General features: G+C 35.0%; 14 protein-coding genes. 7 read left to right on the forward strand and 7 right to left on the reverse strand.

Features of this window, described 5'->3' with window-relative positions; translation table 11 throughout:
• Positions 1-218: 218 nt before the first annotated feature.
• The 4 genes from ABXH06_RS16430 to rlmM are packed head-to-tail and all read left to right on the forward strand — an operon-like array spanning position 219 to position 3,368.
• On the forward strand, positions 219-1,124 hold the full coding sequence (locus tag ABXH06_RS16430; RefSeq protein WP_353518898.1) for a transcriptional regulator GcvA: 906 nt from the start codon (positions 219-221) through the stop codon (positions 1,122-1,124).
• Entirely contained in the window at positions 1,114-1,794 is a 681-nt protein-coding gene (locus tag ABXH06_RS16435; RefSeq protein WP_353518899.1) for an alpha/beta family hydrolase, read from the forward strand. The genes ABXH06_RS16430 and ABXH06_RS16435 overlap by 11 nt, the downstream gene beginning before the upstream one ends.
• A gap of 54 nt (positions 1,795-1,848) precedes the next feature.
• A complete protein-coding gene (locus ABXH06_RS16440; protein ID WP_353518900.1) occupies positions 1,849-2,235 on the forward strand; it encodes a DUF423 domain-containing protein in 387 nt (128 codons plus the stop codon).
• Entirely contained in the window at positions 2,232-3,368 is a 1,137-nt protein-coding gene (gene rlmM / locus ABXH06_RS16445; protein ID WP_353518901.1) for a 23S rRNA (cytidine(2498)-2'-O)-methyltransferase RlmM, read from the forward strand. The genes ABXH06_RS16440 and rlmM overlap by 4 nt, the downstream gene beginning before the upstream one ends.
• 112 nt (positions 3,369-3,480) lie before the next feature.
• On the opposite strand, the gene ABXH06_RS16450 is transcribed toward rlmM, so the two are convergent.
• The 5 genes from ABXH06_RS16450 to queF all read right to left on the reverse strand — a co-directional run bounded on the left by ABXH06_RS16450 (position 3,481) and on the right by queF (position 8,887).
• Entirely contained in the window at positions 3,481-3,927 is a 447-nt protein-coding gene (locus ABXH06_RS16450; RefSeq protein ID WP_311576248.1) for a DUF3192 domain-containing protein, read from the reverse strand.
• Positions 3,928-4,053: 126 nt separating this feature from the next.
• On the reverse strand, positions 4,054-4,866 hold the full coding sequence (xni, locus tag ABXH06_RS16455; RefSeq protein ID WP_311576245.1) for a flap endonuclease Xni: 813 nt from the start codon (positions 4,864-4,866) through the stop codon (positions 4,054-4,056).
• Complete coding sequence (ppnN, locus tag ABXH06_RS16460) at positions 4,867-6,216, reverse strand: nucleotide 5'-monophosphate nucleosidase PpnN (protein ID WP_353518902.1); 1,350 nt, start codon at positions 6,214-6,216, stop codon at positions 4,867-4,869. It lies immediately after the preceding gene.
• A 30-nt stretch (positions 6,217-6,246) separates the two neighbouring features.
• Positions 6,247-7,842 (reverse strand): diguanylate cyclase, encoded by a 1,596-nt coding sequence (locus tag ABXH06_RS16465; protein WP_353518903.1) that lies wholly within the window; start codon positions 7,840-7,842, stop codon positions 6,247-6,249.
• Between the two features lie 199 nt (positions 7,843-8,041).
• Positions 8,042-8,887, reverse strand: a complete 846-nt coding sequence (gene queF / locus ABXH06_RS16470; protein WP_353518904.1) for an NADPH-dependent 7-cyano-7-deazaguanine reductase QueF — start codon at positions 8,885-8,887, stop codon at positions 8,042-8,044.
• 63 nt (positions 8,888-8,950) lie between these two features.
• Between queF and syd the strand changes: the two genes are divergently transcribed.
• Positions 8,951-9,529 carry a SecY-interacting protein gene (gene syd / locus ABXH06_RS16475; protein ID WP_353518905.1) on the forward strand — a complete coding sequence of 193 codons (579 nt, stop codon included), beginning with the start codon at positions 8,951-8,953 and terminating at the stop codon, positions 9,527-9,529.
• Here the strand turns inward: syd and ABXH06_RS16480 are convergent.
• On the reverse strand, positions 9,526-9,834 hold the full coding sequence (locus ABXH06_RS16480; protein ID WP_353518906.1) for a hypothetical protein: 309 nt from the start codon (positions 9,832-9,834) through the stop codon (positions 9,526-9,528). The genes syd and ABXH06_RS16480 overlap by 4 nt on opposite strands.
• A gap of 183 nt (positions 9,835-10,017) precedes the next feature.
• Here ABXH06_RS16480 and ABXH06_RS16485 point away from each other — a divergent pair, with 183 nt between their 5' ends.
• Positions 10,018-10,398 (forward strand): DUF3192 domain-containing protein, encoded by a 381-nt coding sequence (locus ABXH06_RS16485; RefSeq protein WP_311576227.1) that lies wholly within the window; start codon positions 10,018-10,020, stop codon positions 10,396-10,398.
• A 119-nt stretch (positions 10,399-10,517) separates the two neighbouring features.
• On the opposite strand, the gene yhbY is transcribed toward ABXH06_RS16485, so the two are convergent.
• Positions 10,518-10,814, reverse strand: coding sequence for a ribosome assembly RNA-binding protein YhbY (gene yhbY, locus ABXH06_RS16490; protein ID WP_311576224.1), 297 nt, complete (start codon positions 10,812-10,814; stop codon positions 10,518-10,520).
• 123 nt (positions 10,815-10,937) lie between these two features.
• Between yhbY and rlmE the strand changes: the two genes are divergently transcribed.
• The gene (rlmE, locus tag ABXH06_RS16495; RefSeq protein ID WP_311576220.1) at positions 10,938-11,567 is read left to right on the forward strand and encodes a 23S rRNA (uridine(2552)-2'-O)-methyltransferase RlmE; all 630 of its coding nucleotides are present in this window, start codon (positions 10,938-10,940) and stop codon (positions 11,565-11,567) included.
• Positions 11,568-11,592 lie beyond the last annotated feature (25 nt).

The following is an 11,592-nucleotide window of genomic DNA, read 5'->3' on the forward strand; positions in this document are numbered from 1 at the left end:
AGGTAAACATTCTTGCCCAGCTACTCATGCTTGTCTCATGGTAGGATAAAGATGGTGTCCTTCATCTATGTGTAAATGATAAGTTAATGCTGGTAATAAATAAAATGACATTTTATAATGCCATTCATTAGAAAATCTAATGCTAATTGGTTTTTGTTTTTTGAATAGAGTTTTTATTCAAAAAAATGTCATATTTAACTATTATAATAGGTGATGCCGTGGCTGTTCGTTTACCACCACTCAATGCTTTAAGGGTATTTGAGGCTTCTGCAAGACAATTGAGTTTTACTCGTGCAGCTGAAGAATTATTTGTTACTCAAGCGGCAATTAGTCATCAAATTAAATCTTTGGAAGAACATTTAGCCTTAAAGTTATTCATGCGAAAAAATCGTGCGCTTTTATTAACTGAAGAAGGGCAATCATATTATTCTGATATCAAAAATGTGTTCAATTTACTCCATGAAGCGACTGAAAAATTATTAGCGCGTGGAGCGAAAGGTGCAATTACTGTCAGTTTACAGCCAAGTTTTGCAATTCAATGGCTGGTTCCTCGATTAAACACTTTTAATTTATTAAATCCTGATGTTGATGTAAGAATCAAAGCCGTTGATCAAGCCGATAATTCATTAACAGAAGATGTTGATATTGCTATTTATCATGGACGAGGACGTTGGCCAGGCGTTCATGTCGATAAGTTACATACCGAATATTTAATACCGGTATGTTCGCCTTTATTATTAGAAGGGAATAAACCGTTAAACACAATTCATGATTTAACCAATCATACTCTTTTACATGATACCTCTCGACGAGACTGGAAACGTTGGTTTAAAGATGTTGGCGTAAAAGGGACCAATGTTAATCATGGACCTATTTTTAGTCATTCAGCGATGGTAGTACAAGCTGCTGTTTACGGCCAGGGAATAGCGTTAGCACAAAGTATTTTAGCTAAACCTGATCTTGATGCTGGGCGATTAGTTAAGCCTGTTTCGCATACGCTTATTAGTAAAGATTCGTTTTATTTAGTTTGTCGAGAACATCAGGTCGATGTAGGTAAAATAGCTGCTTTTAGAGAATGGGTGCTTGATACGGTTGCCCAAGAAGAAGAATGGAATGATGCATAAAACAGAAAAAAACTTTGTAAATGTCACTGGCGAAAATTTACCTGATATTTCTGTGGTAGAAAATACCGTGGATGGTGCCATTGCCTTGGTTGTATTCGCTCATGGTGCGGGTGCCGATAAATCATCTGATTTTATGCAAACCATGACTGAGTTATTAAATGCTCAAAAGATTAATGTCTTACGGTTTAATTTTGGTTATATGGATAAGAGGTTAAAAGAGGATAAACGCTATCCACCCGAGAGAATGCCAAAATTGTTAAATTGCTTAAAAACAGTATTATCATATGTTGATAGCTCTTTACCGTTATTTCTTGCAGGTAAATCAATGGGCGGAAGGGTTGCAGCAACATTAGTAGAAGATAAATTAGCTAAAGTAAAAGGCGTTATTTGCTTAGGTTATCCTTTTCATCCGCAAAAAAAACCGGAAAAATTACGTTTAGAGCCATTGCAAAATACCAGCTCTCCCATTTTAATTGTCCAAGGTGAAAGAGATGCATTAGGCAATAAACAAGAAATAGAGCGGTATCAAATGTCTTCATTGTGTCAGGTTGCTTTTTTAGCTGATGGAGACCATGATTTAAAACCAAGAGTGAAGTCTGGTTACACTCATCAACAACACCTTCAATCTGCAGTACAACTTATACAAACATTTATCAACGAACACAGCTAAAGCCAATAACTAGTTACTCTCTTAGAATTGTTAATAATAAATAAGGCCACTAAAATGAAAAGCAAGCACGTCTTTGTTAAAGTATTTTTAGTATTTACTGCCCTTAGTGGGTGTTTTTCTGTATTATTCGGCGCTTGGCTAGCTCATGCGGGTCAACATATCAATGAAATAGATAAAGTTCGTTTAATAACGGCACATCAATATCAAGTTATTCATACACTTGCATTACTGGTTGTCGGTTTAGCTTATCGAAATAACCAATCTCGTACTTTATTTATTTCGGCGATTTTATTTATTTTAGGGATAATACTCTTTAGTGGCAGTTTATATTTGAAAACCTATACTGGCATGTTAAGTCTCGGTGGTTTTGCGCCCCTTGGAGGAATAACATTAGCGTTAGGTTGGTTAAGTTTAGCTTTTTTAGGTAAAGAAAAATCATGACATCAATAGTTTTATATTGCAGACCCGGCTTTGAAAAAGAGTGTGGTGCTGAAATTCAAGAAAAAGCAGCTTGGCTTGAAGCCTTTGGTTATTTACAGATAACTAAAAACGAAGGGATTGTTTTTTATCATCTTAATAATCCAGAAGATGGTGAAAAAATAATGGCAAAGCTACCACTAAAGCGCCTTATCTTTACGCGTCAGTGGTTTGTTACCTTAACCGATAAAATAGCACTACCTGATTATAATAGAGTAGAAGCTATTGTTGAGGAGCTTGGCAGTGAATGGCAATATGCTGATTTAAGAATGGAAACACCTGATACCAATGACGGTAAAGCGTTATCTAAGTTTTGTCGAAAATTAGCCGTTCCGTTAAGACAAGCGCTTAGAAAGAAAAAAGTTCTCACGGAAAAAAATCAACATGAAGGTGCCGTTTTACATGCACTTTTTTTCAGTGGTACCGAAGTGATCTTAGGCTATTCGCTTGGTAACAATACTTCGCCTCATGTGATGGGGATCCCTCGATTAAAATTTCCAAGCGCTTCTCCAAGTCGTTCAACACTGAAATTAGATGAAGCATTTTTATATTTTATTCCTAAAGAAGAAAGAGAATATCGTTTGTGCTCTGGTATGAAAGCCGTTGATTTAGGCGCGGCACCTGGCGGTTGGACCTATCAACTTGTACGTCGAGGCATGATGGTAACATCTATTGATAATGGCCCGATGGCAGAGTCTTTGATGGAAACAGGACAAGTTAAGCATCGCATGGTTGACGGTTTTAAATATGAGCCTATTAAACATGAAATTTACTGGTTAGTGCGTGAAACTAAAAAGCGTGAAAAAGTGAATATTCCGGATCAAACACCGGTTGATTGGCTTGTATGCGATATGATTGAAAAGCCTCAGCGCGTGGTTGATCTAATTATTCATTGGTTTACTCAAGGTTATTGTCGCGAAGCTATTGTTAATTTAAAACTGCCGATGGCTAAAAAATACGATACTGTAAAAGGGTTACTCGATAAATTAAAAGATGCGTTACCTAATTGTTATTACGAAGCAAAACATCTTTATTATGATCGTGATGAAATTACTTTATTAGTAAAATATAAAGTGCACCGAGCCAATCAAAGGTAGCAAACCACTCACTTTAATTGAGAATTGTGAACACAAAAAAAGAGCAATGTATTGCTCTTTTTTTGTTTCGATTGTATAAGTTTGTTTACATTATTTACCCGTGCTAAAAAGGTTAATTGGCAATACTGTCTAAATGTTTTACTTGGCTTTCTAATGAGTGCTTAATCGAATATTCGGTGATAACGTCATCCAACCCTTTGTAATGCTCGGCTTTTGCGTACTCTGCAAGTTGGTCATTAACAAACAACAAGTAGGTACATTCATCTTGCGTTGTTATTCCATCTGATTTTACATGTTGAGTACGATAAAATAAGACTTGATAGTTAGTGTCTTTCGATTTTTTCGCTTCAGTAATATCTGGACTCCCTAGCTTTTCAAGTGCTTGGTCAAAGGTGAATTCGCCTAATTTTAATTTACTAATAAATTGTCTGTTATAGGCTTCCCTATCTTCCCATTGCATATTCGCTGGGCTGTCATCATAAAAACTTACTACAAGTACGACAAATACGCCGTATGCCGCTAATGCTAATAAGATGCGCGAAATGACTTTTTTGTTCATGTTAACCTTTAAATGAGCGGATTCAATGTAAAAATTTTGTATAGCATAACGATATGCGAAAATGATTGGAAGTTTTTAACGATTAAAGCTGTTATTTACTTATTTTTGTGAAAACAGCCGTTGCTTTTAACTATGACTCATTTCGGTTAATCGAATGTCTTTTAAATTAAACCCTAAAGGGATGTCTTGTTTTAATTGAAGCAGTTTTTTACTTAATTCAATTTGTTCGGTATGTTTTTTGAGCTTTTCATTAATGCTACTTTTCAAATCATTGGCGACTAAAATCGCATTTAATGAACCGTATTGGTTTAATAAGGTTGACGCGATCACTTGGCCAATTCCCGCGACCCCAGGAATTTTATTAGTAGAGTCCCCCGTTAAGGTCCATAAATCTAATAATTGGTCGGCTCGTACATCAAACTTTTCTTTGACGTAGTGATGGTCGAGATATCGACGATTAAAGTAATCGTATACTTCTATGTTTTGATTCAATAATGAAAGAAAACACTTATCTGTTGAAATAATGGTCACTTTTTGTCCGCGAAGTGCAACCTTTATTGCTAAAGTGGCAATTAAATCATCAGCTTCATCTTCTTCTGAAATTAATGAGTCAACATTTTGCTCCATAAATGCATCTTGGATATCGATTAATTTATCCGCTAAATGCGCAGGCATCTTCTTTCTACCTTTTTTATAATCAGGATAAAGAGCGTATCGCCAACAAGGTTTTATACTGTCAAAAACTGCAAGAGCATGAGTGGGCTGTTGTAATTCAAGTATTTTACTTAGTGCTTGGCTACAAGCTTGCTGAGTGTTAAATAAGACTTGTTGTTTAGTATTGTCTGCTAACTCATTGTTCATTAAAAAAGGACGTTCTTGCACCGCATAAATTCGCCTAATTAAATTTAAAGCGTCAATTAATACTACATGTACTGACATTTATTTTTCCCTAATGACTTGATAGCACGGAATATATTCAGTACCCGGTAATTTCATCCGTTGTTGCTCAACGAAGGAATTAAGTAGCTCATCCATTAACGACATAATACGACTATCTCCGGTGATTTGAAAAGGGCCATGCTCTCTGATTTCTTTGATGCCATCTGATTTCACGTTACCCGCAACGATACCGGAGAATACTCGTCGTAAATTTGCTGCTAAGGTAGCAATATCCAAATCATAACTGATTTTATTTTTAGCCATATTTTTATGTGTTGGCTCAAATGGTTGTTGAAAGTCATTTTCAATCACTAGAGACCAGTTAAAGTGATAAGCATCGCCAGTTTGCTTGCGATGAGAGAGTACGTCGTTCAATCCTGATTTCATGCTTTTAGCGACGTTTTCCGCATCATCGACAATAATTTGATATAAATTTTGTGCTTTTTCGCCTAAGGTTGCACCAATAAACGCATCTATTTTTTCAAAGTAGGCGGCACTTGAGGCAGGGCCGGTTAAGATAATAGGGAGTTTTTGATCTTGATTTTTTGAGTTAAGCATAATGCCTAAAATATAAAGTAATTCTTCTGCTGTACCTGCCCCCCCTGGAAAAATAATAATGCCATGAGATATTCGCACAAAAGCTTCAAGACGTTTTTCGATATCAGGCATAATCACTAATTCATTAACAATAGGATTAGGTGGCTCTGCTGCTATGATGCTTGGCTCGGTTAACCCTATATATCTGCCATGATTATTGCGTTGCTTTGCATGGCCAATTGTCGCACCTTTCATTGGGCCTTTCATGGCTCCAGGCCCACATCCTGTACATATATTAAAGCCACGAAGCCCTAATTGATAACCCACTTCTTTGGTATAACGATATTCAGTTTGATTGATAGAATGACCGCCCCAACAGGTAACTAAATTTGGCTCGCTGTCAGGGATAATGACATTAGCATTTCTTAATATATCAAAGGTGATATGAGTAATGTTTTCGTTGTCAGGTGATATATTTTTATATCGTTGGCTGGTAAATAAAATATCTCTTAATACCGCGGATAAATGTTCTTGTATGCCAAGAATTATCTTTCCATCAACAAAGGCATGTTCAGGAGGGTTTTCAAGTGAAATTTTTGCCCCGCGTTCACGGCGTAATACTTCGATATTAAAATCTTGAAATTTCTGGTAAATAATTTCTGCGTTGTCAGTGTGGCTACCAGAATTTAGCACTGCGAGGGAACAATTCCTATAGAGGTTATATAACTTACTTGATGCCGATTGTTGAAGTTGTGCCACTTCAATAGGAGAAAGTAACTTCATATTCCCAACTGGGTCTAAATGTGTATGCATTTATTACTCCTTTAATGACTTTATATAAGCTTATTGAATATAAATAACTCTATTTTTTCCTTCTTCTTTGGCTTTATATAGTGCGGTATCGGCTCTTTCAAAAGCTATATGAACATTGTCTTCTGTTTTAATATGAGTGACACCAACAGATAAAGTCATTGATACTTTGTTATTTTTAAATTTAAATGGCAATCTAGCAATATTTAATTTTAAAGCATTGAGTTTTTTGATAATTTCCGCTTTATCAAAACCTCTAAAAATAAAAACAAACTCTTCACCACCATAACGAGCAATAAAAGCATCGCCAGCTAGGTTCTTTTTGAATGTGCTTGCAAGTACTTGTAAGGTTTTATCTCCGGCAGTATGACCATAGGTATCATTAATTCGTTTAAAGTCATCGAGATCTGCAATGGCGATTGCTAAAAAACCGCCATTGTGTTGGTATCTTACGGTTTCTTTGGCAAAGTATTCATCAAAAGCAGCCCTATTATTTAGTTTTGTTAATGCGTCTTGCATACTTTTTGCCTGTTGTTCTTGAATACGTTTTTCAAACGATAAACTTTGCTCTTCAAGTGTTTCAATTTTAGATTGCATGTCAACAAGTTTCTTTTCAAGTTCTACTTGTAACGTGCTCTCAAGTAAGGTTTTTTCGTCAAGCGTTTTCGCAATAGCTTTTAGCTTTCCGTTGATATCTACTTTTATATCAACCAATGAATTCGCTTGGTCTAATCCACTTGCCATATCGGTAATTTGGCTTTGGAGTTGCGTATTGAGTTTTTGATGTTTTTTATTACATTTATCTTGTGTTGAAATGGTACTTTTTACTGCAGTCTGAATGGTTGATAGGGTTTCACTTAACGTCGATAAAAACACTTTTGCAGTATTTCTTTCGTGCTGTAAATCATGACTGATGACGTCGAAAGCCGCTAAAAAACTATTAAATAATTTTTCATTAGGCATATCATCTTTTAATTCAGACTTTATTTTTAATAATTGATTTTGGTATTGTCGAGAAACATTGATTTTTGATAACAACTCAGTAAATCTTTCAATGACTTTATGATCTGGTTTTGTAACCGTTTTTTCACTTCTATTACTATTTTGCTGACTTAGTAATCCTTCTGCGTTATCAGCCACATTGCTTTTTTTTAAGGCGGTTTGATAAAAGTTTACTAATTGACTCATTAAAGGAATATATTGTGCCAATGCTTCCTTTGTTTCTTCATTATCTTTTAACAGAGTACGTAATTGTCTTCTTAAATTTTCAGGTAAGCCATTTACTTTTTGAAGCGCTTGTCCGGCTAAATTAAATTGACTTTGTAATTTAGCGATTTCTTGCTCTTTCTTTATCGAAAACTTTTGTAGAAGTAAGGTTATTTCCTTAACTAACTTTTGTACATCGGCAATCGGCGCCGATTTGGTAAATAATGATCGTAATTTTGCTAGTTTATTATCTAAGGATAAGTCAATGCCTTTAGTTGCTTGACTTAGTTTAATGATGAACTCGGTAAATAGTGTCGTCTGTAATTTAAATTCATCATCGATAATACTACGAGATTCAATAGCTGCATCGAGCTTTTTCTTAAGTGCTGCTATTTCTTTATCGACCGTTGAATTACCGCTCATGAAAAATCATATCCTTTGTTATGATGAGTACAGATTATCTAGTTTTTAGTATTCAACTGTTCGAGTTTAAAATACAAAAGTGTAAAAATAATTATTTGTTTATTAATAATATACGCAGATATTAAAAAAGTCAGCATTAGTATGCGGAGAAAAAACAATTAAATAAAATTTTAGTTAATTAATGTTGTTAGATCAAAGATTACTGTCTTAATGTTCTAGCAAGTGGGGCAGTGTCGACTTCAGTGCTTCTAAACGGGTTAATATCTAAACCACCTCTGCGAGTATATCTTGCATAAACCGTGAGTTTTTCTGGTTGGCAAAAGTGTTGGATATCACAAAATATACGTTCCACACATTGCTCATGAAATTCGTTATGTTGGCGAAACGAAATAAGATATTTCAGCAATGATTTATGATTGATTTTATTACCTGAATACTTAATATAAATACTTGCCCAATCGGGTTGGTTGGTGATCAAACAATTTGATTTTAATAAATGAGATACTAAAAATTCATCAATCATTTTCTCGTTTGTTTCTACTGATAGATGTTGACGATTCAGAGTATATTCGTCGATTGCGATGTCAAGTTCATCAATACATTGAGCAGATAAGTGATTAATTTCTAACGGTGCACAATTGTCTACTTTAAATAATTTTACCTGAGCTTGTGTGCCACACGTTTTTGACAAATCTTGGCTAAGCACAGTTTGCACCGCATTTATATCGGCAAATTTTGATTGGTTAAAGCTGTTCAGATATAGTTTAAAAGATTTTGACTCAACAATATTAGGGCTTGTACACGGAAACCTAAACTCTGCAACGGCAACAACGGGTTTACCTTTTTCATTTAGCCAAGATAATTCATAGCCATACCAAATGTCTTCTCCGTGAAAGGGTAGGTCTTCTGGTGTTAAATTTAACGCTTCTCGATTTAAACTACGGGGAACACCTTGTAGTAATGATGGTTGGTAATGACTAATGTACTGGGTAGTTTTGCCTAAAGTTAATTTATCTAACTCGGATGCGTTGTTATAATGGCTCATGATAGTGATGGCTCGCTAAGTAATTTTCGCTGCAATATTTATTTTATAGGAATTATTCATTAGATGAAAACAACCGACACACAATTAACTGCAAATATACTTACCTTTAGTCAACGCTATGTTGAACAATATCAAGAGAAACTCCAGCATTTACCTTTAGTCGAGCATGATGAACAGTGGCCCTCGCCCTGTTTACAAAATAGGTTTGATGAAAAATTGATGTGCTGGCAGCCTGTTGAAATGCAACCTGCTTTGTCTTTTGCAAATTTAGAGGATGCGCTTGATCTCGTGATTCATCCTTCTATTGTTCATTATTTTACCACCATATTTAGTGAAAATATTCCTGCTAGTTGTTCTGAAGGGCATTTACAATTGTTATTTGCTTGGAGTGAAGATGACTTTGCTCGTTTGCAAGAAAACCTCATTGGTCACGTTTTAATGAAGCAGAAGCTCAAACAAACAGTAACCTTATTTTTTGCTGTGACCGATGATGACAATATTATGCTCACCGTAGAAAATGAAAGTGGTGAAGTTTGGGCAGAAAGAGTTGGTTGTAAACCACATAAAAAAATTGCCGATTCATTAACAGACTTTATCGCGAGTTTACAACCTGATATTTATATTGAGCCAGAAACTGATTAACTTTTATTGATTAATTGCTCAATCATTAATTTCAATGAGTTAATTTCATCTTTTAATGGTGTTATCGCCTGATTAATTATTTCGGTTAATGCGTCATTATTTTTTGGTTCTTCCTTAATAGCTGTCGTTTCAACCGTATTGATTTCGGTAAAACTGGGCTCATGTTGCCAAGTTTTCAAAGTGGCAATCAATTGAGGTAAGGGAACGGGCTGTGAAAGTCTTGTTTTTATTAATGCTACTGTCGGTTTCTTACCTTGGTTCGCAAGCTGGTTAGCAATGGCTAAAATCTCATCATTGATGGTCATATTGATAACTTTATCTTCGTTAAAAAAACTATATTTTAGCGAAAAAATTAGAGTAAGTGTTAGTTTAATTACACACTTTTTTAATAAAATTATTTTTAATCAATAGCTTATGTTTTTTGGAGTGACTTTTGCTACAACTTATTCAAAATTCACAATAATAATTTGATCAAAAGAGTATAAAACATGAAAAAATCTATTTTAGCGTTAATTATTGCTGCTCCGTTAACTTTATCATTAACTGGCTGTGTTGTGTCTGTTGGTGGTGACGATGGATACAATATGTCGAGTGATTATGAAAATCGAGAATACACTAACAGAAAAAAAATCAGCCGCATTGCTTTAAACTCTAGCATTATTGATGTAACTAACCGTCTTGGTGTTGCTGATTTTAATGAAACTTATGAAAAAGATGGTAATGCAATACGCGTATTATTTTATCGTACTAATCGTATTCATAAAGATGGTTTAACAACACGTGACGAATGTACTTACTTATATTTTGTCAATGGAGAGCTTGTTGAAACTGGTCAGGGTGGTGACTTTTCAAGAAATATTTCTCGTTAATAGGCAAAAATATTAGCGCATTAAAAACGATATTAATGAAGTAAAATAAAAAGCCAAGTAGTAAATAAACTACTTGGCTTTTTTAACTGAACGTTAAACGTTATCGATTTAGGTTAACGTTATAGTTTTGGAATACGAATTTTCTGTTCCGGCGACTGGCGATAAATAACTAAAGTTTTACCAATCACTTGTACTTTCGTGGATTCAGTTTCACGACAAATTGCGTCAACAATCAATCCTTTGGTTTCTCTATCATCGGTTGGAATTTTTACTTTAATTAATTCATGATGATTTAAAGCAAAGTCGATTTCGGCAACAACCGCTTCCGTTAATCCATTATTACCAAGAAGAACAACAGGTTTCAATGAATGTGCCAGCCCTTTTAGATGCTGGATTTGTTTTTTATTTAGGCTCATTAACAATTTTCGTTACAAGTTAGCTTGAATTAACGCTATTTTACCCTCATCTTGTTTGTAATACTAATAAAACGTGTAAAGCTTTGTTTGATTTTTATTCAGTCGAAGTGAAAAGTTAGCTAAATGAGTAAAAGTAAATTATCAAATAGCAGCCAAAAATGGATGCAGGAACACTTTGAAGACGAGTACGTAAAAAAAGCCAAAAAATTAGGCTTACGTTCTCGCGCTGTTTTTAAAATTGAAGAAATCAATAAAAAAGACAAATTGATCAAACCTGGTATGAAAGTGGTGGACTTAGGCGCAGCACCTGGTGGTTGGTCAGAATATGCCGTGAAAGCAGTGGGCGAAAGTGGTCAAGTAGTTGCCTGCGATATTTTAGGAATGGACCCCATAGCAGGCGTCGATTTTCTGCAAGGTGATTTTAGAGAAGAAGCTGTACTCGATGCTTTACTAACACGTATTAATGGTAAAAATATTGATGTGGTGATGTCTGATATGGCTGCAAACTTTACCGGAAATGATAGTGCAGATTCTGCGCGAAGCATGTATTTGGTAGAGTTAGCTTTAGACATGTGTCATCAAGTATTGAAAAAAAATGGTGCGTTTGTGGTTAAAGTTTTTCAAGGTGAGGGCTTTGAACAATTTATGAAAGAAACCCGCCAAGTATTTAAAACGGTTAAAACTCGAAAGCCTCAATCGTCTCGTGCGAGATCAAGAGAGGTTTATCTAGTAGCGACAGGCTTTAAATTGTAGTAAATTAAACATAATTATTTTAAGA

Source organism: Thalassotalea sp. SU-HH00458, assembly GCF_040362795.1.
Classification (GTDB): domain Bacteria; phylum Pseudomonadota; class Gammaproteobacteria; order Enterobacterales; family Alteromonadaceae; genus Thalassotalea_H; species Thalassotalea_H castellviae.